Annotated in this window: 18 protein-coding genes and 1 tRNA gene; 13 read left to right on the forward strand and 6 right to left on the reverse strand. The window is 72.3% G+C overall.

The window, feature by feature from the left end; translation table 11 throughout:
* Nucleotides 1-343 precede the first annotated feature (343 nt).
* Nucleotides 344-5,710 (forward strand): GH92 family glycosyl hydrolase, encoded by a 5,367-nt coding sequence (locus AB0M88_RS45420; protein WP_364113100.1) that lies wholly within the window; start codon nt 344-346, stop codon nt 5,708-5,710.
* A gap of 86 nt (nt 5,711-5,796) precedes the next feature.
* Here AB0M88_RS45420 and AB0M88_RS45425 read toward each other — a convergent pair whose 3' ends face one another.
* Nucleotides 5,797-6,750: an aldo/keto reductase gene (locus AB0M88_RS45425; protein WP_364113102.1), complete on the reverse strand. Its 954-nt coding sequence runs from the start codon at nt 6,748-6,750 to the stop codon at nt 5,797-5,799.
* A gap of 140 nt (nt 6,751-6,890) precedes the next feature.
* Here AB0M88_RS45425 and AB0M88_RS45430 point away from each other — a divergent pair, with 140 nt between their 5' ends.
* Nucleotides 6,891-7,520, forward strand: coding sequence for a hypothetical protein (locus AB0M88_RS45430; protein WP_364113104.1), 630 nt, complete (start codon nt 6,891-6,893; stop codon nt 7,518-7,520).
* A 57-nt stretch (nt 7,521-7,577) separates the two neighbouring features.
* The gene (locus AB0M88_RS45435) at nt 7,578-10,598 is read left to right on the forward strand and encodes a CHAT domain-containing protein (protein ID WP_364113106.1); all 3,021 of its coding nucleotides are present in this window, start codon (nt 7,578-7,580) and stop codon (nt 10,596-10,598) included.
* On the opposite strand, the gene AB0M88_RS45440 is transcribed toward AB0M88_RS45435, so the two are convergent.
* Nucleotides 10,595-11,620 (reverse strand): hypothetical protein, encoded by a 1,026-nt coding sequence (locus tag AB0M88_RS45440; protein ID WP_364113108.1) that lies wholly within the window; start codon nt 11,618-11,620, stop codon nt 10,595-10,597. The genes AB0M88_RS45435 and AB0M88_RS45440 overlap by 4 nt on opposite strands.
* 42 nt (nt 11,621-11,662) lie before the next feature.
* On the opposite strand from AB0M88_RS45440, the gene AB0M88_RS45445 reads away from it, so the two are divergent.
* The 4 genes from AB0M88_RS45445 (at nt 11,663) to AB0M88_RS45460 (ending at nt 15,551) form a co-directional block, all read left to right on the forward strand.
* Nucleotides 11,663-12,259, forward strand: a complete 597-nt coding sequence (locus AB0M88_RS45445; protein ID WP_364113110.1) for a TetR/AcrR family transcriptional regulator — start codon at nt 11,663-11,665, stop codon at nt 12,257-12,259.
* Nucleotides 12,260-12,393: 134 nt separating this feature from the next.
* Nucleotides 12,394-13,314: an ATP-binding cassette domain-containing protein gene (locus AB0M88_RS45450; RefSeq protein WP_364113112.1), complete on the forward strand. Its 921-nt coding sequence runs from the start codon at nt 12,394-12,396 to the stop codon at nt 13,312-13,314.
* Entirely contained in the window at nt 13,311-14,141 is an 831-nt protein-coding gene (locus tag AB0M88_RS45455; RefSeq protein WP_364113114.1) for an ABC transporter permease subunit, read from the forward strand. Before AB0M88_RS45450 ends, AB0M88_RS45455 begins: the two co-directional genes overlap by 4 nt.
* 1,312 nt (nt 14,142-15,453) lie before the next feature.
* Nucleotides 15,454-15,551: transfer RNA gene (locus AB0M88_RS45460), tRNA-OTHER, on the forward strand.
* A gap of 213 nt (nt 15,552-15,764) precedes the next feature.
* On the opposite strand, the gene AB0M88_RS45465 is transcribed toward AB0M88_RS45460, so the two are convergent.
* Nucleotides 15,765-16,322: a dihydrofolate reductase family protein gene (locus AB0M88_RS45465; protein WP_364113116.1), complete on the reverse strand. Its 558-nt coding sequence runs from the start codon at nt 16,320-16,322 to the stop codon at nt 15,765-15,767.
* A 245-nt stretch (nt 16,323-16,567) separates the two neighbouring features.
* Here AB0M88_RS45465 and AB0M88_RS45470 point away from each other — a divergent pair, with 245 nt between their 5' ends.
* The 5 genes from AB0M88_RS45470 to AB0M88_RS45490 all read left to right on the forward strand — a co-directional run bounded on the left by AB0M88_RS45470 (nt 16,568) and on the right by AB0M88_RS45490 (nt 20,511).
* The gene (locus AB0M88_RS45470) at nt 16,568-17,203 is read left to right on the forward strand and encodes a hypothetical protein (RefSeq protein ID WP_364113118.1); all 636 of its coding nucleotides are present in this window, start codon (nt 16,568-16,570) and stop codon (nt 17,201-17,203) included.
* Nucleotides 17,200-18,270, forward strand: coding sequence for a histidine kinase (locus AB0M88_RS45475; protein WP_364113120.1), 1,071 nt, complete (start codon nt 17,200-17,202; stop codon nt 18,268-18,270). Before AB0M88_RS45470 ends, AB0M88_RS45475 begins: the two co-directional genes overlap by 4 nt.
* The gene (locus AB0M88_RS45480; protein ID WP_364113122.1) at nt 18,267-18,932 is read left to right on the forward strand and encodes a response regulator transcription factor; all 666 of its coding nucleotides are present in this window, start codon (nt 18,267-18,269) and stop codon (nt 18,930-18,932) included. The genes AB0M88_RS45475 and AB0M88_RS45480 overlap by 4 nt, the downstream gene beginning before the upstream one ends.
* Before the next feature lie 66 nt (nt 18,933-18,998).
* Nucleotides 18,999-20,366, forward strand: a complete 1,368-nt coding sequence (locus tag AB0M88_RS45485; RefSeq protein WP_364113124.1) for a hypothetical protein — start codon at nt 18,999-19,001, stop codon at nt 20,364-20,366.
* On the forward strand, nt 20,341-20,511 hold the full coding sequence (locus AB0M88_RS45490) for a hypothetical protein (protein ID WP_364113126.1): 171 nt from the start codon (nt 20,341-20,343) through the stop codon (nt 20,509-20,511). Before AB0M88_RS45485 ends, AB0M88_RS45490 begins: the two co-directional genes overlap by 26 nt.
* On the opposite strand, the gene AB0M88_RS45495 is transcribed toward AB0M88_RS45490, so the two are convergent.
* Genes AB0M88_RS45495 through AB0M88_RS45505 form a run of 3 tightly spaced genes read right to left on the reverse strand, consistent with a single transcriptional unit; the run spans nt 20,508 to nt 23,817 of the window.
* Nucleotides 20,508-21,716, reverse strand: a complete 1,209-nt coding sequence (locus tag AB0M88_RS45495) for a DUF1501 domain-containing protein (RefSeq protein WP_364113134.1) — start codon at nt 21,714-21,716, stop codon at nt 20,508-20,510. The two genes, AB0M88_RS45490 and AB0M88_RS45495, sit on opposite strands and share 4 nt — an antisense overlap.
* A gap of 19 nt (nt 21,717-21,735) precedes the next feature.
* The gene (locus tag AB0M88_RS45500; RefSeq protein WP_364113128.1) at nt 21,736-23,178 is read right to left on the reverse strand and encodes a DUF1800 domain-containing protein; all 1,443 of its coding nucleotides are present in this window, start codon (nt 23,176-23,178) and stop codon (nt 21,736-21,738) included.
* Between the two features lie 27 nt (nt 23,179-23,205).
* Complete coding sequence (locus tag AB0M88_RS45505; RefSeq protein ID WP_364113130.1) at nt 23,206-23,817, reverse strand: substrate-binding domain-containing protein; 612 nt, start codon at nt 23,815-23,817, stop codon at nt 23,206-23,208.
* Nucleotides 23,818-23,957: 140 nt separating this feature from the next.
* On the opposite strand from AB0M88_RS45505, the gene AB0M88_RS45510 reads away from it, so the two are divergent.
* A complete protein-coding gene (locus tag AB0M88_RS45510; RefSeq protein WP_364113132.1) occupies nt 23,958-24,221 on the forward strand; it encodes an HYR domain-containing protein in 264 nt (87 codons plus the stop codon).
* The last annotated feature ends 123 nt before the right edge of the window (nt 24,222-24,344 follow it).

Below are 24,344 nucleotides of genomic sequence, written 5' to 3' on the forward strand. Positions count from 1 at the left end.
GCGGCGGCCCGTGACCCGGCCGCCGCGAGCCGGGCCGGATCGTGCTGGCCCTGAGCGAGCTCGACCAGGGTGTAGGCGTCCTCGATCGCCGCGGTGTGCGCGTCGGAGGTCTTTCGCACGCGCTCACTGTAAGGCGGCGGGCGCGCTGCCGGGCGGCGTTCGAGCAGGACCGCCGCCGGGCCCGGGCCCGCGCGTACGGCCGTGGTGGTCAGCTCCTGAAAGGAGCCTCCGGGCAGTGTTTCCGGGAGATTGCCAGATCTTTTCTTGACAACGTTGTCAGCCGGGGGCGAAGCTGGCGATCTCCGATCCTGGGCGCATCGACGCCTGTCCCCTGGAGTTGCGCATGAAGTCCTCCTTGTTGCCTCGGCGGTGGACAGCCGCCGCCGGGGCCTTGATCGTGTCGGCCGGGGTGTTCGCCGCGCCGGCGGCGGCCCACGCCGCGCCCCCACCCGGCGACTTCAGCTCCTCGTTCGAGTCGGCCGACCAGCAGCCCGCGACCAGCACCGCCGAGGTCGACGCCGGCCGGCCGGTGCAGGGCAACCTGACCGGATCGATCCGCACCGGACTGCCGGGCAGCGTGCTCGCCCAGGTCAGCGCCGTGACCGCGAGCGCGGAGAACGCGCCCGGCGAGGTCGCGGTCAACCTCAAGGACGACGACTCGTCGACCAAGTGGCTCGCCTTCGCCACCACCGGCTGGGCCCGATATCAGCTGGCCGCGCCGGTGGCCGTCGTGAAGTACTCGCTGACCTCGGCGAACGACGCGCCCGGCCGCGACCCCAGGAACTTCACGGTCCAGGGGTCGGACAACGGCACCGACTGGACCGATCTGGACAGTCGCACCGGTCAGACCTTCGGCGGCCGCTTCGCGACCAACACCTACACCTTCGCGAACACGACCGCCTACAGCTACTACCGGCTGAACGTCACCGCGAACTCCGGCGACTCGATCATTCAGCTCGCCGACTGGGACATCAGCGACGGCACCGACGTCCTGCCGCCGGCCACCCCGATGGTCAGCGAGGTCGGCTCCGGGCCGACGCGGGGGGCCAACGATCTTCCCGGCGCCGGCTTCACCGGCACGGCCTCTCTGCGGTACGCGGGTGGGGCGGAGGCCGCCGGACGCTCGTACGCCACGAACAAGCTGTTCGACGTGAACATCCCGGTCGGCCCGAAGACCCGGCTGAGCTACAAGATCTTCCCTGAGCTCACCGGCGAGGACCTCCAGTACCCGTCGACCTTCGCGGCGATCGACCTGCACTTCACCGACGGCACCTACCTGAGCAAGCGCTCGCCGGTCGACCAGCACGGCTACGCGCTGACCGCAGCCGGCCAGGGCGCGTCCAAGGTGCTCTACGCCGACGAGTGGAACGCGGTGCAGTCCGACATCGGCTCGATCGCGAACGGCAAGACGATCGACCGCATCCTGCTCGCGTACGACAACCCGGCCGCCACCGCCGCGACCCGCTTCCAGGGGTGGATCGACGACCTGGCCGTCACGGCCGCGCCCGCCCCGATCGACGACTCCAGCCTCACCAACTACGTCGACACACGCCGCGGCACCAACGCGTCGGGCTCGTTCTCGCGCGGCAACAACCTGCCGATCTCGGCCGTGCCGAACGGCTTCAACTTCCTCACGCCGGTCACCGACGCCACGTCGAACTCGTGGGAGTACGTGTACCAGCGCAACAACAACGCGGCCAACCTCCCGATGCTGCAGGGCCTCGCGATCTCGCACGAGCCCAGCCCGTGGATGGGCGACCGTGACCAGATGTCGATCATGCCGGTGCCGCCGGGCGGAAACCTGACCGGACAGCCGGGCAGCCGCGCGCTGGCGTTCAGCCACGACGACGAGATCGCCCGGCCCGACTTCTACAGCGTGAAGCTGCAGAACGGCATGACCGCGCAGATGTCGCCGACCGACCACGGCGGTGTCCTGCAGTTCGGCTTCGCGGCCGGGCAGACCACCGGAAGCCTGGTCTTCCAGAACGGCACGTTCACGATCGGCACCGACGGCACGGTCACCGGCTTCGTCGACAACGGCAGCGGCCTGTCGGCCGGGCACACCCGGATGTTCTTCTCCGGCACGTTCGACCGGGCGCCGATCGGGACCGCGTCCACCTCGGCCACCTTCGACACGTCGGCGAGCTCCCAGGTGACCCTGCGGTTCGCGACCTCGTTCATCTCGGTCGACCAGGCCGGCAAGAACCTCGACCTCGAGGTCACCGGCCACAGCTTCGACCAGATCCACGCCGCCGCGACCGCGGCCTGGAAGGACCGCCTGGGCCGGATCGAGGTCAAGGGCGCGACCGAGACCCAGTTGGTCACGCTCTACTCCAACCTGTACCGGCTGAACCTCTACCCGAACTCGCAGTCGGAGAACACCGGCACCGCGGCCACCCCGCACTGGCAGTACGCGAGCCCGGTGTCGGCCGCGACCGGCACGTCGACCGCGACCACGACCGGCGCGAAGCTCGTCGACGGCCTGATCTACGTCAACAACGGGTTCTGGGACACCTACCGCACCGTGTGGCCGGCCTACTCGCTGCTCTACCCGGACATCGCGGCCAAGATCGCGGACGGGTTCGTCCAGCAGTACCGCGACGGCGGCTGGATCGCCCGCTGGTCGTCACCCGGTTACGCCGACCTGATGACCGGCACCAGCGCGGACGTCGCGCTGGCCGAGGCGTACCTGAACGGGGTCAAGCTGCCCGACCCGCTCGCGGCGTACGACGCGGCGCTCAAGGACGCGACCGTGGCGTCCGGACGCAGCGAGGTCGGCCGTAAGGGCATCGACACGTCGCTGTTCCTCGGCTACACGCCGACCTCGACCGGCGAGTCGGTGTCGTGGGCGCTCGAGGGCTTCATCAACGACTACGGCCTCGGCAACATGGCCAACGATCTGGCCAACGACCCGACCACGCCGAAGGCCCGGAAGCTCGACCTGCAGGCCCAGTCGGAGTACTTCCTGCAGCGCGCCCGCAACTACGTCAACCTGTTCGACCCCAAGACGAAGTTCTTCGAGGGCCGCGACGCCTCCGGCAACTTCCTCGCCGGCAACCCGCTCGACTGGGGCGGCGTCTACACCGAGACCGACGGCTGGAACTACGCCTTCACCGCCCAGCAGGACGGCAACGGCCTGGCCAACCTCTACGGCGGCAAGAAGGCGCTGCAGCAGAAGCTCGACGAGTTCTTCGCCACCCCGGAGAAGGCCGACCACCCCGGTGGTTACGGCGGCACCATCCACGAGATGGTGGAGGCCCGGGCCGTACGCCTCGGCCAGCTCGGCATGAGCAACCAGCCGTCGCACCACATCCCCTACATGTACGACTACGCCGGAGCGCCGTCCAAGACGCAGGCGATCGTGCGCGAGATCATGCAGCGCCTCTACGTGGGCAGCGAGATCGGCCAGGGCTACCTGGGCGACGAGGACAACGGCGAGATGTCGTCCTGGTACATCCTCAGCTCGCTGGGCATCTACCCGCTGCAGAACGGCTCGCCCAACTGGGTCCTGGGCTCGCCGCAGTTCAGCCAGATGACCGTGCACCGCCAGGCCGGCGACATCGTCGTCAACGCCCAGAACAACAGCTCGGCCAACGTGTACGTGCAGAGCGTCAAGCTCAACAACGTCACCCAGCGCAGCGTCTCGATCGACTCGGAGACGCTCTGGCACGGCGGCACCATCGACTTCAGGATGGGCCCGAAGCCGTCGACCTGGGGCACCGGCGCCAACGACGGCCCGGTCTCGCTGACCAAGGGCACCGCGGTGCCCAAGCCGTTGCAGGACACCACCGGCCCCGGCCTCGGCACCCCGACCACCAACGGCGGGCAGGACGCCTCGAAGCTGTTCGACGACTCGTCGAGCACGCAGATGACGTTCGCCTCGGCCACGCCGCAGGTCACCTGGGCCTACCGGGGCGGCGCCAAGCAGACGCCGACCTTCTACACCGTCACCTCGGGCTCGGCGCCCGGCGACCCGTCGGAGTGGAAGCTGCTCGGATCCAACGACGGGGTCCACTGGACCACGGTGGACTACCGGACCAACGAGGTGTTCACCTCGCGCCGGCAGACCAAGCCCTACAAGATCGACCTGCCGGGCAAGTTCTCGCAGTTCCGGATGGCCGTCTCGAAGACCACCGGGGCTGCGCAGATCAACCTGGCCGAGATCGAGCTGCTGGCCGGCGGCGACGTCGTGCTCGGCGGCGGCGCGGTCACGGTGACCGGCGCGTCCACCGTGCCGGCGCGCTCCGGCAGCGCGGTGTCGGTGCCACTGGCCACCGTCACCGGGGGCACCGAGAGCGGCTACCGGGCGACGATCGACTGGGGTGACGGAACGCCGGCCACCGCCGGGACGATCGCACCCTCGTCGCGGGCGGTCGACAGCGTGAGCGGCTCCCACACGTACGCCAAGCCCGGCTTCTACCAGGCCGCGGTGACCGTGACCGACGGGACCAGCCAGGCTTCGGCCACGGTCGGCGTCGACGTGGCGTACAGCCCGGCCCACAGCCTGGGCGCCGCGTTCGACAGCGTCTGCATCGGTGACGACGGCATCCCCGGCGCCAACTGCGACACGCAGGGCTGGGAATACTCGCGGACGGCCCTCGCGGCGGCCGGGGTGACCCAGGGCAAGCGGACGGCGGTGCCGGGAACGGCGTTGTCGTTCACGCTGCCCGCGATTCCGGCCAACCAGCCGGACAACGCGACCGGCAACGGCAGCACGATCGCGCTCAACCTGCCCTCCGACGCCAAGAGCATCTCGTTCGTCGGCACCGGAACCGAGGGCAACCAGAACACCACCGCCACGGTGACCTTCAGCGACGGAAGCACGGCGACCACTCCGATCCAGTTCAGCGACTGGACGCTGGGCGGCAACGCCAACGGGACCCCGTCGTTCGGCAACATCGTGGTGGCCAAGTCGGCGTACCGGCTGCACGGCACGGACAAGGACAGCGCGGTGCCGTTCCTGTTCGCCACCGCGCCCTACCAGATCCCGGACGGCAAGACGGCGGTCTCGGTGACCCTGCCCAAGCAGACCGGTGACCCCGGCACGGCGGGCCGGATCCACGTGTTCGCCATCGCCGACGACGGGACGGCCCGCCCGGCCCTGGCGCTGACCGGCCCGTCGAACCAGACCGGCACCGCCGAGCAGGCGCTCACCGCCCAGCTCGGCTCGGTCACCGGCGGCGTCGCCGACGCCACCGGCTACCACGCCACGGCCCAGTGGGGCGACGGCACGGCTCCCGCGGACGCCACGGTCGACGCGACCGGGGCGATCAGCGGGACCCACACCTACGCCCAGCCGGGCACCTACACGGTGCACGTCACGGCGTGGGACACGCTGTCGAGCGGCACGGCCACGTTCACCGTGACCGTGGCCAAGGCCGCGAAGGCGTCCGCCACCGCGGTCACCGTCCAGGCGTCGCCGCAGGCGGCCCGGCCGGCCTACCACCCGCAGGTGAAGCTGTCGGTCGCGGCGGGCCCGCGCGGCACGGCGATCACCGTGGACGGCTCCGGGTTCGCCCCCAACGAGACCGTGACCGGCACCTTCGGCACCGGCCTCACCGCCACCACGCTGCACGCCAACGGCGACGGCGTCATCTCGGGCGCGACCATCAGCGTCCCGGGAGCGGCGAAGCCGGGCCCGGCCGCGGTGACGCTGACCGGCTCCGCCTCGGCAACCCGGGTCGACCAGCCCTTCACGGTCACCAACTGACCGTCTCAGGAAAGACCAGCCCCGCTGGTGAGCCGTCCACCGCCATGGCCGGCCCCACCAGCGGGGCGCTTTCTGTTCCGCGGGCGCTAGTCGTCGAGCTCGGTCTCGGAGATCTCGTCGAGGGCCGCGCGCTCCCGGGCGCCCAGGTCGAGCCGGGCGCCGGCGATCATGTCGGGGAGCTGGTCGGGGGAGCGGACCGTCACGATCGCGGCCAGGACACCGGGCTGGGCGCGCAGCCAGGCGAGCGCCACGACGGCCGGCTTGACGTGCCGTTCCAGGGCGATCGTCTCGAGAGCGTCGAACGCCCACAGGCCCGCGTGCGAGAAGTAGTGCGCGTCGGACCGGTCCGCCCGGGGTTCCCCTCGGCGGTCGGGCCGGCCCTGATAGCGGGCGCTGAGGAAGCCGCTGCTGGCGCTGAAATACGGCATCACGGCGAGCCGTTCCCCGGCCGCCACGGCGACGAGATCGCGTTCGGCCGTCTCGCGCCGCACGAGGTGATAGCGCGGCTGGAGCACCGTGGGCAACGAATAACCGTTGTCGCGGGCGATGCGTACCCATTCGCGGACCCGGCCGGCGGTGAACTCGGACAGCCCGACCGCCCCGATCTTGCCCGCCCGGACCTGCGCGTCGAACGCGGCCACGGTCTCCTCGAGCGGCGTGCCGGGATCGTCGGCGTGAGCGACGCAGAGGTCGACGCGGTCGGTCCCCAGACGCACCAACGAGGCGTCGACGGCGGCAACGACCGTGCCCGCCGACAGACCCGGGAACCGCGGGTGTTTCCCGATTTTGGTCGCCAGGATGACGCGGTCGCGGTTCCGCCGCCGGGCCAGCCAGGATCCGACGATCGCCTCGGACTCGCCACCGCTGTTGCCGGGAACCCAGGCCGAATAGCTGTCGGCCGTGTCGATGACGTTGCCACCGGCATCGGCGTACGCGTCGAGCACCGCGTGGGAGGCCGGCTCGTCACAGGTCGAGCCGAAGACGCTCCCGTCGAGCGCCACCGGAAAGGCCCCGGTGCCCCGGCCGTCGAACAACGTCATGCCGCTATTTTCACCAGGTCGGAGGCGGTCTCCGCAACCGGTCCGGCGGTGCGGTGAACTATGGCCGCCCGCCCGCGACATTATCGGTGGAGCCGCCGGCCTGGGCCGGGGCCGTGGCCATCCGCTCGGAGAGGATCCTCATGTCACTCGGGACCACACGCCGCTCGCTGCACGCCGTGGCCGAACTGGTTCTGGCCGGGCCGCAGCACCGGCGCACCGGCGAGATCCGGCTGACCGTCACCCCGACCGGCTTCCGCACCTTCGCCGGGCCGGCGCTGGCCGTGGACGGCACCGACCTGGTGACCGCCGGCGGCCGGGTGCCGATCGCCGGCCGCACCTGCGCGGCGCTGGCCGAGGCGGCCGGCGTGGACGCCGGCGCGCCCGAGGGCCTCTACGGCGACGGCTCGGGCGCCCGGCCGGACGACGTTCTCGCCCTCGACCCGGTCGAGACGCGGTGGCTGGAGGACTGCTGGGCGGCCGGCGATGTGGCGTTGCGCCGGCTCGCGCCCCAGGAGGCACCGATTCTGTGGCCCGAGCACTTCGACGTCGGCATCCTGGTCGACGGCATCGGCTACGGGGTGTCGCCGGGTGACTCCTCCGTCGCCGAGCCGTACGCCTACGTCGGCCCGCCCACCCCGCTGTCCGGCCCGTTCTGGAACTACCCGTTCGGCGCCGCCCGCACCATGCGCGGCCTCGACAGCGGTGACCCCGACGCCGTGGTCGCCTTCTTCCTCGAAGGCCGCGAGCGGGCCCTGGCCGGCCACGCCTGATTCCCGGTCGCGCGCCGGTTCTGGGCTAGCCTTTGAGGCCGGCGGCGGAGGTGCGGGGTGGTTCGTCATCTGCGGAAGCACAACCGGGCCGCCGCGCGGGCGACCTCGATGGTCGAGCGGGGCCAACAGCTCCACGATGCCCGGTCGGTTCGGGACGGGCTGGCGGCCTTCGACGAACTCATCGAGGCCATGGCGCCCGATCATCCCGACCGGCCGGCGTGTCTCGGCAATCGGGCGGCCGGCTGCATCGCGCTCTACGACCTGGCCCCCGGCCCGGGCGTCATCGACCGCCTGCTGCACGCCCAGCAGTCCCTTGCGGACGAGCTTCCCGAGGGCGATCCGGTCCGCGACGTCTACCGGCGTGACCTGCTCGTCTTCCTGGTCCGGTTGATCGTCGCGGAGCCGGGCCCGGACCTGCTCGGCCGGTTGGTCCCGCTGACCCGCGAGGCCGCCGCGGGCCGCGCCGCCGACCGGTCCATCCAGCTGGAGGTCCTGAGCGTCGGCCTGAACGCGGCGGCCGAGCGGACCGGCCGCCCCGACCTGCTCGCCGAACTCGTCGAGGCCGACCGGGGGAGAGTGGCGGCGAGCCGGCCGGGCGATGCGTCCCACGGGCAGGTCCTGATCGACCTGAGCACCAGCCTGCGCCGGCTCGCGCTTCTGACCGGCCGGCCCGGGCTGCTCGCCGAGGCGGCCGAGGCGGGGCGGCGGGCGGTGCGGGAGGGCTCCCCGGACGACCCGGACCGCGCCCTGCTCCTGAGCCGCTGCGGCAACACGCTGCACGCGCTCTTCACGTACGCGGAGCGCTCGCCGGCGATCCTCCGCGAGTCGGTGACGATGGGCCGGGCGGCCGTCGAGGCGGCGCCACCCGGCTACGCGCACGAGGGAACGTGCCTGAACAACCTCGGCATCGCCCTGCGGACCTCGTTCGAGGAGGCCGGCGACCTGACCGAGGTGCAGGAAGCCGTGCGGGCCGGCCGGGCGGCGGTCGCCCTGAGCCCGCCCGGCAGCGGCGTGCGCGCGCGGTACCTGGCCAATCTGAGCGCCGCGTCCCAGGAGCTGTACAAGCGGACCGGCCGGCGGCCGGCGGTCGGGGAAGCCGTGGCGTCGGCCCGCGAGGCGGCCGAACTGAGCCCGGCGGGAACCCCGGAGCGGGCCGGCCGGCTGACCGACCTCGCCAACGCGCTGCACCTGCTGTCTCAAGAGGAAGACGACGACGAGACCGCCCTCGAGGTGCTGCGGGAGTCGGTCCGGGTGGCCCGGGAGGCGGTCGAGGCGGGACAGCCGGGCGACATCGCCCACGCCGCCCGGTTGAACAACCTCACCATCGTCGCCCGGGCGTTGTTCGAACGGACCGGCGACCCCACGGCGCTCGACGAGGCGGTCCGGGCCGGCCGGGAAGCCGTCGAGGCGGCCGCTCCGGGGACCACGCCCCGCGCGGTGTCCCAGATGAGCCTGCTGCGGGCCCTCGCGCAACAGCCGCCGGCCCGGCCGGTCGTGCTGGAGATGAGCCGGCACTGGGCCGAGCTGACCCCGGAAACCGCCACCCCGCGGACCCGGGCCGTCGTGTCGGTGCTCCTCGGGTCGACGGCGATGGCGGCGGGCGAGCACGAGACCGCTCTGAGCGCGTACGGGAAAGCCGTCGACCTCCTCCCGCAACTCGCCCCGCGGCGTCTCCTGCGCCCGGATCGCGAACACGGCCTGGCCGAACTGGCCGGGTTGCCGGCCGACGCCGCGGCGGCGGCGCTGAGTCTCGGCCGGACCGAGGAGGCGCTGAGCCTGCTGGAACGGGCGCGCGGCCTGCTGCTGGGGGAGAGCATCGGCGCGCGCCGCGACCTCGAGACGCTGCGCCGGGCCGATCCGGTGAAGGCCGGGGAACTCGTGCGCCTCCGGGACCGGCTCGACGCGTCCGACCGCGGCGGCGCCGACCTCTATCACGGCGACATCGCGGCCGACCGGTGGCCCGGCGACCGGACCCGCGAGCACCGGGAGCTCGCCGAGCGCTGGGAGCGCCTGCTCGCCGACATCCGCCGGCTTCCGGGCCTGGCCGGCTTTCTGCGGCCACCGGCCGTCGTCTCGCCGCGGTTGCCGCCCGATGGCCCGGTCGTGGTCGTCAACGCCAGCCGCTTCCGGTGCGACGCGCTGCTGCTGACCGCCGGCGAGCCGGTCCGCGCGATCCGGCTGGACTGCGACTACCGGGATCTCTCGGCGCGGGCCGGCGCCTTCCAGGAAACGAGGCCCGATCAGCAGCGGCTCGGGGAGGAACTGGCGTGGCTCGCGGACCGCGTGGTCGAGCCCGTGCTGGCCGCGCTCGGTCTCCTGGCCCCGTCACCGCGCCCGGCCGCGGACGCCCCGCGGATCTGGTGGTGCCCGGTCGGCATCGCGTCGTTCCTGCCGCTGCACGCCGCCGCGCTCGACCACGTCGTGTCGTCCTACACCGCCACGGTCGGCGCTCTGCAACCCCGCGACACCCCGGCCCGGCGGTCCGGCGCCGGCTTTCTGGTCGTCCAGATGGACCGTACGCCCGGGGCCCGTGACCTTCCGGCCGCCCGCGCCGAGGCCCAGCACCTGGCCGAACTCGTCCCCGGCCGCACCCTCCTGGCCGGAGCCGAGGCCACCCGCGACGCCGTCCTGGCCGCCCTGCCCGGGCAGCGGATCGTGCACTTCGCCTGCCATGCCGTCACCGACGAGCGGTCACCGGCCCTGAACCGGCTGCTGCTGCACGACCACCGGTCGGCCCCGCTGACCGCGATCGAACTGTCGGCCGTCGACACCGCGATCGAGCTGGGCTTTCTGTCCGCCTGCGAGACGGCCCGGTCGAGCGAGGCGCTGGCCGACGAGGTCATGCACATCGCGACGGCGGTCCAGCTCGCCGGCTGCCGGCACGTCGTCGGCACCCTGTGGCCGGTCGCCGACTCGGCCGCCGGGCGGATCGCCGCCGACTTCTACACCGCCCTCGCCCCGTCCTTCGACACCGGCGGAACGGCGCGGGCGCTGCACCGGGCGGTCCACGCCCTGCGTGCCGACGCGCCGGATCAGCCGTCCCGCTGGGCCGCCCACGTCCATCTCGAATCCGCCTAGCCCCGGGTGCGGCCGTACTCGGCCAGGGCGTGGAAGGCGGCCTTGGGCTCCCACGGCATCCCTGGGTAGGCGGTGCCGGTGCGCCCGGGTGGGAGAACCTTCACGATGCCGAAGCTGCCCCGGTCGAAGTCGCGCCCGGGGTCGTCCGAGGTGGGCAGATGGCGGGAGGCGAAGGTGTAGACGAAAGCGGTGTCGATCCCGCCCCGGTCGTAGAAGTCGAGGAGTTCGCGCAGGTAGGCGGCCTGTTCGGGTTCGTTGCGCTCGACCGTCTCGGTGAGCCGGGCGGCCTGGGCGGTGTGCTCGTCGTAGCCGATGATGTCGCCCCGGCTGCCCCGGTCGGCGGCGCCGGTGAACGGCGCGCAGCCGAACTCGGTGACGGCGGCCGGTTTGCCCTGGGAGGTCAGGGCCGCGAGGCTGGCGGGCAGGCCGGCGGCGTTGGTGGCGTCGCGGTAGCCGGCGTCGGTCGCGATGAAGTCGAACGGCGCCCAGTCCACCGCCTCCATAGGGAGCGATGCGTACCCTATGAGGCCGCCGAACCGCTCCCGGGCACCCGCCGCGGCCCGGGCCAGCAGGGCGTTGGTCGCCCGCTGCACGCCCGGCAGGATCTCGCGGATCCGGGCCGGGTCGGCGAGGGCGGCGGCCCGCTCGGCCAGCGTGTCACCGGGCATCAGCCCGATCGTCATGATGCTGATCTCCGAACCGGTGAGGAACCGGATGTTCGCGCCCTCCCGCCGGATCCGCTCGGCGCGCTCGGCCGCGTCCAGCAGGAACGCCAGCAGCTGGTCGGTGGTCAGATCATTGGTGAACGGGCAGTACCAGACCTCCAGGCCGGCGTCGGCCGCGTGCCGGGCGGCGATCTCCAGGCGGTCGGCGACCCCGCCGGTGATCCGTACGGCGTCGGCGTGCAGGTCGTCCCGGATGATCCGCATGTCCCGGGCGACGACCCCTGGGTCGAAGGGTTCGTGGGTGGTGGTCCCGAGGTTGGTGAAGCCGGTGTCGTAGGTGACGCCCCAAGCGCGCATGCCGCCTCCTTCGTGGTCTCAAAATAGCGTACGATGCGTACCGTGGCGAGGGAACGGCGGCGGCGCGGAGCCGAGCTGGAGCAGGCGATCCTGCGCGCGGCCGCCGAGGAGCTGACCGCCTCGGGCTACGCCGGCATGACCATGGACAAGGTCGCCCGGCGGGCCGGCACCAACAAGAACGCGATCTACCGGCGCTGGCCGCAGCGCGCCGCGCTCGGCATCGCCGCCTACAAACACGTCGCCGACACCCGCACCAGGCCGCCCGACACCGGCAGCCTCCGCGGCGACGCCCTGGAGATGCTGCGGCAGGCCAACGCGACCTGGTCGTCACCCCGCGGGGCGATCCTGCGCGACCTGCTGGCGGCGGCGGTCGACGAGCCGGCCCTGCTCGACCTGCTGCGCGAGCAGGCCGGCGGCGGCGCGCTGAACGCCGCCTGGTTCACCCTGCTGGGCCGGGCGGTGGCCCGCGGCGAGGCGCCCCCGGAGGCGGTCCAGCCGCGGGTGGTGACGCTGCCGATGATGCTGTTGCGCGGGGAGTACGCGCTGCGCGGCGTGCCGGCGGTGCCCGACGAGGTGCTGGTCGAGATCGTCGACGAGATCTTCCTGCCGCTGGTCCGGGGCCGCGGCCTCACCGCGTGACCGCGTACGGGTCGCGGCCCGGTCCGGCTCCGGGGCGTGACAGATGTCAGGGGCTGACTAGGGGTATTCCACCCTTACCCGGGTGGCGCCCGCGCCGTAGGGTCGGGGCGATCCGGATAGGGGGGTCCGTAAAAATGATCGAGGCCAGAGGTCTCACTAAACGCTACGGCGACAAACTCGCCGTCAACGATCTGTCGTTCACGGTGCGACCGGGCATCGTGACCGGCTTCCTGGGGCCGAACGGCGCCGGCAAGTCCACCACCATGCGCATGATCCTGGGCCTTGACCGGCCGACGTCCGGCCAGGCATTGATCAACGGCCGGCCGTATTCGTCGGTTCACGCGCCGATGCAGCTCGTCGGCGCCCTGCTCGACGCGAAAGACGTTCACGGTGGCCGCACCGCCCGCGCCCACCTCAACTCACTGGTCCAGTCGAACGGCCTGCCCAAGCAGCGGGTCGACGACGTTCTCGCGATGACCGGCATGACCGAGACGGCCAACCGCCGGATCAAGGGCTTCTCGCTGGGCATGTCCCAGCGCCTCGGCATCGCGGCGGCGATGCTCGGCGACCCCGAGATCCTGATCTTCGACGAGCCGGTGAACGGCCTCGACCCGGAGGGCATCCTCTGGATCCGGCAGTTCATGCACGCCTTGGCGGCCGAGGGGCGCACCGTCTTCGTCTCCAGCCACCTGATGAGTGAGATGGAAAACACGGCCGAGCACCTGATCGTGATCGGTCTCGGCAAGTTGCTCGCCGACATGAGCACCAAGGACTTCATCGCGGCCAACTCGGCCGGCCTGGTCCGGGTGCGCACCCCGCACGTCGACCAGATGCTGGACGCCCTGCGCAGGACCGGCCTGCAGCCCAACGTGGTCGACGGGCACATCGAGGTGCTCGGCACGACGACCGACGCGGTCGGTGAGCTGGCGGCCGAAAACCGGGTGACCCTGCACGAGCTCTACACCCAGCGCTCGTCGCTGGAGCAGGCGTTCATGGAGATGACCCGGGAATCGGTCGAATACCACGCCGACGCCACCGTGGGGAGCCCGCAATGACGACAACGACGACGCCGCCGCTGCGGTACAACTCCTCGCTCCCGGCCGCCGGGGCGACGCTGCCCCGGGTGATCCGCTCGGAGTGGACGAAGCTCTGGTCGCTGCGCTCGACGTGGTGGACGCTGCTGATCGCGTTCGTGGTGACGATCGGCTTCGCGACGCTCCTGGCCTGGGGCGCGTCGAGCAACGTGGACAAGCTTTCCGCCCAGGACCGCGCGACGCTCGACGTCACCAACATCGCCATGGCCGGTGTCGCCTTCGGGCAGCTCGCGTTCGCCGTGCTGGGGGCGCTGATCGTCGCCAGCGAATACTCGACCGGTGGCATCAAGGCGACGCTCGTCGCGGTGCCCAACCGGCTGCGGGTTCTGCTGGCGAAGACACTCGTGTTCAGCGTCGTGGCCTGGGTCGTCGGCACGGTGGCGGCCTTCGCCTCGTTCTTCGTCGCGATGACGTTCTGGTCGTCGCACGACCTCGCGGCGAGCCTGTCCGACCCAGGTGTGCTCCGGGCAGTGTTCGGCGCCGGCCTGATCGCCCTGGCCAGCGGCCTGCTCGGCCTCGCGCTGGGCGCGCTGATCCGGCACACCGCCGGGTCGATCACCACCGCGGTCGCCCTGCTGTTCGTGGTGCCACCGCTGACCAACCTGCTTCCCCGCGACTGGGGCAAGGCGATCTCGGCCCGCTTCACCACCAACGCCGGCCAGCGGATCACCGAGGTCATCCACACTCCGGGGGCGCTTCATCCGTGGTCCGGCTACCTGTGGATGCTCGCCGAGTGCTTGATCCCGCTGCTCATCGGGGCCTGGCTGATGCGCCGCCGCGACGCCTGAGCGCCGGCTGTCGCGGGTTCGTCCAGCGCCGGTTCTGCCGCACATGGAGAATGCGCACGCCGGACCGGGCATGTTGGTGAGAGATGTTCCGCTCTGCCCCGGTGGTGGGTTGCCGACCTCGGTAGCCAACCACCGGGCACCCGCCTTCCGGGCGGCGTCGATGCGGACCGCGATCAGCGCGGTCCGGTCGCCGCGACCCCGGAAGGCGGGCTCGGTGGCGGCGCCGCTCAACTCGGCCACCTCACGATCCACGAGACGTTCCCACGGCCACACCATCCGGCCCGGGCCGTCCGGCACCGGCTTCCACACCGCGTACGGGTGGAAGCGCCGATGCCCCGCGCCGGCCGTCATCATCACGGCGAGCCCGGGATCAGGCACGCCGAACCATTCGACCATCGCCGCGCCCCACCGTTCGGCCTCGGGCCGGGCGAGGCGCCGGCGCGTCACCCGATCCGGCCTGTCATCCTGATGACCTTTCCGGCGGTCTCCAGGCCGCGCGACGCGCAGATCTCCGCCCGGTCGACGGGGCGGGCAGCCGGATCACACCGGCCGGAGTCGAGGCTCTCCGTCTCGGCCGCGCCCAGGTTCTCGCCGTGCTGGCTGACTTTCTCTCCGACTACGCCGACTCGAGGACGAAGAAGAGCAAACACATGAAGGACTCGGAGGTCAGGTCGGCCACATGCAGGTCGGCGACCTCACCCAGCCTCTGCCGGGCCAGGTCGACCATGGCCGTACTCGCCGGTGAGCACGGCTCCCTTGGCCCGCAGCGCGGCTGACAACGGGCCGGAACCCGCACCCCGCGTCGAGGACCCGGCGGCCCGAGACGTCCCCGGCGAGGCGGAGCATCGCGGGTCGCTCGTAGTAGGCGGTGAACAGGCCGGACTCGTTTTGCTTCGAGTAGGCGTTCGCGAAGTCGTCGTAGTCGGCTGTTGTCACCGGGACCCCGTTTCCCTGAGAGGCAGGCGTGCGTTCCTGCCAAAGCCCGTGGATGCGACAACCCGGCTCGTGAGCGGCGGCCCGGGCGGGCCGGCGGCCGAACTCTGGGCTCGTTGCGCGGGCTGCTTCCGGGCGCGCGAATCCTGCTCAGCCCGGCTTGAGCGCTCGGGCCCGGATCCTGATATCGACGCCCGGCGTCGGCGTCAGGACTGGCGCACGGATCCCCGCTCACCACCGACGACCGACGTCAGGAGCATCCGATGTTGCGGCCGACCTCGAACCACCCGCAGCGGCCGGCGCCGCGCGGCGCGGCTGCCGGCCGCCCCGGCTCCCGGCCCGGCGATGACAACGGTCGGGAACGATGGCTTGGCCCCGACGGGCTGGGAGGGTAGAGGTTTGAGCCCTCCGCTCGCGGCAGGCCGGGTTGGCTCAATGGAAGAGCGGGGGCCTCCGGTTCGAATCCGGGCGTCCCGACCCGGCTGGCCGTCGGGTCGATCCGGTGACCGACACCCGTCGCGATGCCCTCCCTGAGTCCTCTTCTGTGCTCAGCCCGATGCGCCTGAGGAATGCGGGCGTGATGAGGACGAGACCGATTCGCGTCTTGGCCGGGCCCTTGTCGATCTCGCGTCGCGAACGCGAGGAGGACGCCGCGCCGCCGGTGAGCCGGCGGCGATCGACTCCCGCGATTCAGCGCCCGCGACGGTAGTGCACGGCCACCACGCCGTTGCGGAGCGGCTCCGCCGAGACCAGCTCGAGCCGGCGCGTGCCGAGCAGCCCGCCCTGGTAAAGCGTCGGGCCGTGGCCGACGATCCGGGGATGGACGAGCAGCTTGTACTCGTCGATCAGGTCCAGCCGGTCGAGCTCGGTCGCGAGCTTGCCGCTTCCGAGGAGGACCCCGGCCGGGATCGCCTCCTTGAGCTTCTGCACGCCCTCGCGCAGATCGCCGGCGATGTGGTGGCTGTTGGTCCACGGGAAGTCCGTGCGCATCGACGACACCACGTACTTGGGTTTGGCCTCCAGCTTGACCGCCCAATCGCGCATGGCCGGCGGCACCTCCTCGTCGCCGCGGGCGACGGCCGGCCAGTAGCTTTCCATCATTTCGTAGGTGACGCGACCCCACAGCATGGCCCCGGCTTCGTCCAGGAGGCGGGTGAAGTGGGCGTGCGTCTCGTCGTCGGCGATCCCCTCCTGATGGTCGACGCAACCGTCCAGGGTGACGTTGAGGCTGAAGGTAAGAAGTCCCATGCCCGGCGACTCTAACGCCATTACGGCGCGGCATCAGCCTGCTCGCCCTGTTGCACGACCCAGAATCCGGCTGGTGATTCAAGGCGGGTTGCGCGGGCCGTCGATGCTTGAGACAGTCACGGATCGTGCGCGGTCGGCTTTCCCGGGGGACCGGCGCGACACCGACACGGGGATCTCGACATGTCTGACCTGCACGCGACCGGCGCGTTCATCGTCGTGGGCGCGGCTTTACGCCGTACGGTCGGATGAATGAGCCTATCGGCGCCGCCGCCGGCGTTCTCGCCGTGCTCGTGGCTTTGGTGGCGGTCTACAGTGTTCGCCGCCGGCGCCGTGAGCGTCTCCGGCTGGAGCGGTGGGCGCGGGCCAACGGCTGGACGCTCACCTGGAACCCGGCCGTCGACTGGGGGCGGATGATGCCCGGCGGCGATCCCCGGGGCGTCACCCACGGTTTCTCGGCCCGGATGCACGGCCGTCCCGTCACGGTCGCCGAATATTCGGCGACCGGTGCCGAGTCCGACCCGACCTACTTCGTCATCGTGGCGACCACGCTGAGCCGGCCGTTGCCCTCGATCGAGGTGTCGCCGCGCGGACTGCTGTCCCGCGGGTGGCGCCGGCTCGCCGGGCCGGGCGAGGTCGCGACCGGAAATCCGGATTTCGACGATGCCTTCCGGATTCGCAGCGAGGCCCCGGCCGAGGCGTTGCGGTGGCTTCCGCCGCCGGTGATGGCGGCCCAACTCCACCGGCAGGTGCCGGAGTGGTGGAGCGTTCGCGGAACCGAACTGCTCACCCACCATCCCGGCCGGCTGCGGCCGGACGAGGTGCCGCGGGAGGCGCAGCCGCTGGTCGTGCTCGCCGACCTTTTCGAGGGGAGCCCCCGGTGATCGCCCGTCCGCGCCGATGGCGCGCGGCGTTCGTGGCGGCTTCGGTGGTGGCTTGTTCGCCGGTGCTGGCGCTCTCGGCCAGTGTGCCCGTGCACGTCGCTTCGGCGGTTCTGATTCTGGTGCAGGCGGCCGCCCTGTGGTGGCTGGTCGACCGCCCGTGGCTCGGCACGTCGGCGGTGCTGGTGGTGAGCGCCGGGCTGCAGTTGATGTTCCCGTCGTTCGGGCCGGGGATCGCGTTCGTGGTGCTGTGCACCTACGCCTGGCTGCGCCCGGCGGCGGAGACGCTGTGGATCCTCGCGCTCGCGGTGGTCGCGGTCTGCGGTCCGGCGGTGGCGCACGGGCGCTGGGCGCTGGCCGGGCTGTGGCTGGGCGCGGTGCTGCTCGCCTGGAGCTGGGGCGCGCTGGTGCGGGCGCGCGGCGAGCGGCGGGTGGCCGAGCGGCGGCAGGCCGTGCTGGAGGAGCGGGCACGGATCGCGCGCGACCTGCACGATGTGCTGTCGCATACCGTGTCGGTGATGGTGGTGCAGGCGGCCGCGGCCGACGATGTCTTCGAGTCGAACCCGGGCCAGGCCCGGGAGGCGTTGCGCCGCACCGAGGAGGCGGGCCGGCAGGCGCTGGCCGAGCTGCGCGGCTTCCTGCGCACGGTCCGGGCCGATTCCGAGGTGGACGATCTGGGGCCGCAGCCGACGTTGGACGACATCCGGCGGCTGACCGAGACGATGGGGGAGACCGGGCTCACGGTGACGCTGGTGCGGGAGGGGGACGGCGAGGTGCCGCTGGGGGTGCAGGTGGGCGCCTACCGGATCGTTCAGGAGGCGCTGACCAACACGTTGCGGCACGCGCGGGCGTCGGCGGCGGAGGTTCTGGTGCGGGTCGGTGACGCGGAGGTGCGGGTGCGGATCAGGGACGACGGCCGGGGTGCCCCGCCGGGTCGCGGCGGCGGCCACGGGCTCATCGGGATGCGGGAGCGGGCCTCGCTGCTCGGCGGCACGCTGCGCGCCGGGACGCGGACGGACGCCGTCGGCTTCGAGGTCGAAGCGCTTCTTCCGGTACGGGAGGAGCCGTGACCATCAAGGTGCTGATCGTCGACGACCAGGCGCTCGTCCGCTCCGGTTTCCGGATGATTCTCGAGGCCCGCGACGACCTCGAGGTGGTCGGCGAGGCCGGCGACGGCGAACAGGCGATCCGGCTGGCCGCGCAGACCCGCCCCGACGTGGTCCTGATGGACGTGCGGATGCCCGGCGTCGACGGTGTCTCGGCGACCGCCCGGATGACCGCGGCGGCCGACCCGCCCAAGGTGATCATCCTGACCACCTACGACCTGGAGGAGCCGCTGTACGCGGCGCTGCGGGCCGGGGCGAGCGGCTTCCTGCTCAAGGATGTGCGCCCGGCCGACCTGGTCGAGGCGATCCGGGTGGTGGCCGGCGGCGACGCGCTGCTCGCTCCGACCGCGACCCGGCGGCTGCTCGACCGGTTCCTGGTCACCGATGTGACCCCGGCCGCGCGCCCGGGCAGCCTGGACCGGCTCACCGAGCGGGAGCGCGAGGTGCTGACGCTGCTGGCCCGGGGCGCCTCCAACGCCGAGATCGCCGACCGGCTCACGGTCACCGAGGCGACCGTGAAGACCCACGTCTCGGCTGTCCTGCGCAAACTCGAGGTGCGCGACCGGGTGCAGGCGGTCGTTCTCGCGTACGACCTCGGGTTGGTCCGGCCCCGGCCCTCATCCTGAAGTCGTAGACGCGAGACCCGTCTCGCGCCGGAGGTGGCCGGCCCCGCCGATTCGTACGGTCGGGGTATGACCTCTCCGCAGCAGCGCAAAGCGATCCATCTGGTCGTGGTCCTGCTCGTCGCGAGCATCTCCACGAGCGTTCTCGTGACTCTCCTGAGCGTGGCCTCGCACGCCGCTAAGCTGGGACCGAACCAGATCCTGGTCCTGCTGGTGGCGATCGGTTACGTCTGGGTGATCCGCCAGTTGCGGGCCGGCTCGCCCGCGGCCTATCGCCGGGTGCGGATCGTGTCGGCGGCCGGATTCCTTCTGGTGGCCTCGCAGGTGGCCTTCGGCGGATATCCGGTCTGGCTCCGCGCGATCGAGGGGGCACAACTCGCGCTGCTGGCCGGGCTGATCGTCGCGGTGAACCGCCCGGTCGTGCGGGGCGCGTTCCCAGCCGTACGCGATGGGCGGCCGCGGAATCGCCGCGCCGCGCTCGTTCTCGCCGTGCTGGCGCCGCTCTGTGCCGAGGTGAGCCTCGGCACCGTCGGAGTGCGGATGGCGTGGGCGTGGCTGGTCTTCGCGCCGATCTACTCGGCGGGTGCGCTGTTCCTGCGCGAGCTTCTCCGGCGGACCGGCGGCGGGTACGCCAACGTGCTGCTGCTGGGCGTCGCCTACGGGCTGGTCGAGGAGGGGCTGGTGCTGCAGAGCCTGACGAGCCCGCACCTTTACGGGGCGGCCCAGTGGGGGCCGCGGCTGTTCGGCGTGAACACCGCCTACACCGAGCTCAACCTGGTCTACCACGCGCTGTTCAGCGTCGCGATCCCGGTGATCCTGGTCGAGTTCCTGTTCGGCCGGCACGGCACGGCGCCCTATCTGCGGCGCGGGGGTGTGATCGCGGCCGGGGTGATCGCGCTGCTCGGCGCGGCCCTGCTGCGGGTCAGCGTGCCGCCGGCCGAGGACCCGGGCTACACCATGCCGCTGGTCGCGGTCGTGGTGGTCGCCGTGCTCGCGCTCGCGGTCGTCGGGCTGGCTCTGCGCGTACATCTGAAGCCCGCCCGCCGGTGGGCGGCACCGCCGGTCCCGGTCGTCGCCCTCGCGGCGGCAGTCGCCGCCTTCGGTTTCCTCGCCCTGCTCTGGCCGATGGGCGATGCCACGCGGTCGCTGTCGATGACCGGCGCCGCGTTCCTTGCGGCGGCCGCCCTGTACGCGGCCTGGAACGTCGCCTGGACGCCGCGGCAGTTGGTCGCCGCGTGCTTCGGCGCGCTGGTCGGGCACTCGATTTTCGGCCTGGTGGGCAGCGCGGAGACGCTCGCCGACCGCCTGTTTCTGGCCGGTGTCGCGGTCGTGACCGTGGCGCTCGGAGTGATCACCTACATCAGAGGGGGAGTTCATGACCACGAACGAGGACAGCTGGAGCGGGACCGTCGTGAAGAAGTCGCGTGCCCTGCTTGACGGCTCCAATCTCTACCGGCGACTCAAGGTCCGGCTCGACGACGGGACACAGCGGGAAGTCAAGGTCGACCGGGACGTCTGGAAGCAACTCGAGGTGGGCGACCGGCTCGTGAAGCCTCAGGGCGGGGACCCGCGCCGCGGCTAGGCCGAGACGAGACCCAGAGCGGAGCCGGCCACGCCGGGGAAGACCGCCGAGGTGTTGCCGAGTCCACATCGGACGCGCAGCACCTCGGCGATCACGGCCCGGTAGTCGGTCGTGACCGCCAGGTCGCCGTCGATCAGCTGCGACGCGGCCAGCCCGGGCCAGCGCCCGTAGACCTTGCCGCCCTTGACGTTCCCGCCGAGCAGCAGCATCGCGTTGCCGTAGCCGTGGTCGAGCCCGCCGGAGCCGTTCTGCCCGGCCCGCCGCCCGAACTCGCTGATCGTCACCAGCGTGACCCGGCGCATCCCGTCCGGCCCGAGGTCGGCGGCGAACGCGGCCAGCGCCGAGGCGAGTGCGCTGAGGTGGTCGTAGTAGCGCTTGCCCGACACCGCGGTGCCGAGGTCCTCGTGCATGTCCCAGTCGCCGCAGTCCAGCGTCGCCGTGCGCAGCCCGACGTTCGCCTTGACCAGCCGGGCCACGTCCTTGAGCGCGTTGCCGAGGTCGGTGGCGGGATAGGTCACGCCGGCCGGGTAGCCGGCTGTCTGCAACTGCTTGGCGGTGCCGAGCGCGCCGAGCATCCGGCCGGTGTTGGCGGCCAGCGCGTCCGGGGCGCCCTGATACATCTTGGCCATCGTGGCGGCGAGCGGCCGCCCGTCCACGTCGCCGTCGAGCTTGAACCCGTCGATCGAGGCCACGCCGAGGTGCGGGGCGTCGCCGGCGAGCACCCGGGCGGGCAGGGCGCTGCCGACCGAGACGCCGCCGAAGCCGCCCGGCGACCCGAATCCGCCGAGGACCCGGTCGAGCCAGCCGGTCCGGATCGAGGTGCCCGGCGCGGCGCGCTCCAGCTCCTCCATCGCCGCGAAATGCGACCGGTTCGGCGTGGGCTGACCGGCCGCCTGCACGGCGGCGAACGTGCCGGCCTGCCAGTACGGCAGCAGCGGCGCGAGCGCGGGATGCAGTCCGAAGAACCCGTCGCCGCCGAGCAACTGCTTCTGCGGCACACCGATGGTCGGCCGCAGCGTGTAGTAGTCCGGGTCGGCCGCGGGCACGATCGCCGACAGCCCGTCGAAGCCGCCGCGCAGCGAAAGCAGCACGAACACGTCCCGGGTGCCGGTCGGGTCGGCGGCGAACGCGAAGCGGGTGTCGAGCATCGCCGCGGTCAGTCCGGCGGCCGCGCCGGCGAGCAGGGTCCGGCGCTTGCACAGCATGTCGTTCAAGACATTCTCCTTATCGCAGCGCGAACGTCGGTGAGTTGAGCAGCATCGCCATCAGGTACGGAAACATCCAGTCGACGGCCGGGTCCTTGGCCTTCACCGGGCTCGCCGGGGTCTTGCCGAAGAAGCCGGCGAGCGCCTCCCGCTGCGCGCCCGGCAGCGTCATCTGCAGCAGCCGGTTGGACACGGCGTCGATGAGCGCGCCGTAGGTGGCCGGCGTGGCCGTTCCCGCGAAAGCCGCGACCATCGACGATGGTCGCACCAGCGTGGCCGGCCAGTAGCCGGCGCCGACGTTCAGGTGGGCGTTCCAGCGCACCAGCTGCCCGGACGGCGAGACCCAGGCGGCGGCGACGTCGGGGTAGCCGTTGGGCGGGGCCCAGGCCAGCGGGGCCTGACCGGCGTTCGAACACGTCCAGTAGAGCGACTCGACCGCCTTGGTGCCCGAGGGCTCGGGACCGTAGTCGAGTGTGCGGAGCATGGCGACGACGTCCTCGTACGGGGTCCGGGTCTTCGCCCCGGGCGAGGCGGCGAACTCGGGCGAGGTGAACAGGGCGCGCAGCACCGGGGCGATCGCCGACCGGTTGTCCAGGTAGACCTTCACCAGCGTGGTGATCAGAGCGGGCGGCGGGTCGTCGGCGACGAACCGGGTGCAGAGCTTCGTGACGATCCGGCGCGCGGTCGCGGGGTGGACGGCGAGGTGGTCGAGGAGGGCGAGCGCGGCCTGCTCGCCGCCGTCCGCGGTCGCGTTGGCGTGGGTGAAACCGAGCACGGTGACCGCGCCGACCGCGTGCCGGGCCGGGTCGTACCGGTAGTTCCCGGTGCCGGCGTCGACGGTCAGGCCGGTGAGCAGGCGGGCGGCGTCCCGCACGTCCGACTCGGCGTAGGTCAGGCCGACCGTGTGGAGTTCGAGCAGCTCACGGCCGTAGTTCTCGTTCGGCGCGGCCTTGGTCGACGACCGGTTGTCGAGGTACGTGAGCATCGCCGGGTGGCGGGCGGACGCCTTGAGCAGGTCGGCGAAGCTGCCGAGCGCGTACCGGCGGATCACGGCCGCGTCGTAGTCGGCGCGGCTGTCCCACATGTCGCCGGACGGGCACGTCACGTTCAGGTGGTTCGACCAGAACTCGGTCATCACCTCGAGCAGTTGGCGGCGGCTCCAGACCGCGCGGGCCAGGGTGGCGAAGCTGACCTGCCACATGGGCGCCCAGTCGTACTGCTTCAGCGCTTTCGCGGCGACCGCGGCGTGGATCGCGGGAATCGTCGCGGCGCACCACGGGAACCGCGCCACGAGGCCGTCCGCGACCGGGTCGGTGATCGAGGCCGGTTTGAGCTGCGCGTCCAGCCAGGCGGTGGCGCCGAGCGTGCGGATCTCGGCGATGCAGGCCGGGCTCGGGCCGTACGTGGCCCGCCGCAGCAGGTGCAGCAGAGGGTCGGGAGGCAGGAGGTCGGCAGCGGTCACGCCGGGACCATCGGCCGCGTTGTCAGATCAATAGGTGCTTCGAGGAGGATGCAACACAGCTGCACCCGTGCTCGCCCGCTTGATCAACTGCGCCGGGACCAGGTGGTGCTCGTCGGTCAGGGGCGCGCCGTCGCGGATCTGGCGCAGCAGGAAGTCGACCAGCGTGCGGCCGATCTCGTCGAAGTCCTGCCGGACCGTGGTCAGCGCGGGGCGGTAGTAGGGCGCGAGCGGGATGTCGTCGAACCCGACCACGCTCACCCGGCCCGGCACCGGGACGCCGGCGTCGGCGAGGGCGCTCATCACCCCGACCGCCATCTCGTCGTTGGCCGCGAACACCGCCGTGACGTCCGGGTCGGCGGCCAGCCCGACCCCGGCCTCGTAGCCGGACGCCCGCCCGCAGGGCGTCCCGCCAGGCGTCGGCGCGTTCGGCGGCCGAGCCGGAGTGCTCGGGCCCGGCGACGTGGTGCACGCTGTGGTGCCCCAGCTCCAGCAGATGGTCGACCGCGAGTTGCGCCCCCGCCGGTGGTCGGTGCTGACCGCCGGGTGGTGGCCGACGAAATGGGAGTCCGAGACCGCCACCGGCAGACCCGGCGGGATGGCCAGGGTGGCCGGGGTGTCGTCCTCGGCCCGGATGATCACGAGACCGTCGATCGACTGGTGGGCCAGCCGGAGGACGGCGGTGTTGACCTCGGACTCCGACGGCGTGCCGATGCCGACCAGGCTGACCGTGTAGTTCTCGCGGCGGGCCGCCTCGCGAGGACCTCGACGGCGTCGCCGGAGTGGACCTCAGCGACACGCTGGCGCCGAAGATCTACGTGCCCCCGACCCGTGTGGTCGAGGCCACCTCGCGCGCGGGAGCCCGGGTCCCGTTCGTCGCCCAGGCGTCGGACGACCGGGACGGCGCCGTCGCCGTGCACTACTCGAAGGCGCCCGGGTCGCAGTTCCCGGTCGGGCGCTCAACGGTGACGGTCACCGCACAGGACGCGGCCGGCAACGTGACGCACGCGAGCTTCGCGGTCGTCGTGACGTCCCGGCACAAATAGCACCGACAGCACCAATAGCACAGGGCGGGGGGGGGGGGGCACGCGCGCCCCCCCCCCCGGGGGGCGCGGGGCCGCGCGTGGGGTGGGGGCGCGGGGGGGGGCGGACCAGCCCGCGGCGGGCCG

Source organism: Actinoplanes sp. NPDC051411 (genome assembly GCF_040682075.1).
Lineage (GTDB): Bacteria > Actinomycetota > Actinomycetes > Mycobacteriales > Micromonosporaceae > Actinoplanes.

Bases quoted from the DNA above. Each gene is read 5' to 3' on its own strand.
- AB0M88_RS45450 (WP_364113112.1), top strand. From the start codon at position 12,394: ATGATCGAGGCCAGAGGTCTCACTAAACGCTACGGCGACAAACTCGCC.
- AB0M88_RS45425 (WP_364113102.1), bottom strand. From the start codon at position 6,750: ATGACGTTGTTCGACGGCCGGGGCACCGGGGCCTTTCCGGTGGCGCTC.
- AB0M88_RS45470 (WP_364113118.1), top strand. From the start codon at position 16,568: ATGAATGAGCCTATCGGCGCCGCCGCCGGCGTTCTCGCCGTGCTCGTG.
- AB0M88_RS45485 (WP_364113124.1), top strand. From the start codon at position 18,999: ATGACCTCTCCGCAGCAGCGCAAAGCGATCCATCTGGTCGTGGTCCTG.
- AB0M88_RS45430 (WP_364113104.1), top strand. From the start codon at position 6,891: ATGTCACTCGGGACCACACGCCGCTCGCTGCACGCCGTGGCCGAACTG.
- AB0M88_RS45455 (WP_364113114.1), top strand. From the start codon at position 13,311: ATGACGACAACGACGACGCCGCCGCTGCGGTACAACTCCTCGCTCCCG.
- AB0M88_RS45420 (WP_364113100.1), top strand. From the start codon at position 344: ATGAAGTCCTCCTTGTTGCCTCGGCGGTGGACAGCCGCCGCCGGGGCC.
- AB0M88_RS45465 (WP_364113116.1), bottom strand. From the start codon at position 16,322: ATGGGACTTCTTACCTTCAGCCTCAACGTCACCCTGGACGGTTGCGTC.
- AB0M88_RS45440 (WP_364113108.1), bottom strand. From the start codon at position 11,620: ATGCGCGCTTGGGGCGTCACCTACGACACCGGCTTCACCAACCTCGGG.
- AB0M88_RS45495 (WP_364113134.1), bottom strand. From the start codon at position 21,716: ATGCTGTGCAAGCGCCGGACCCTGCTCGCCGGCGCGGCCGCCGGACTG.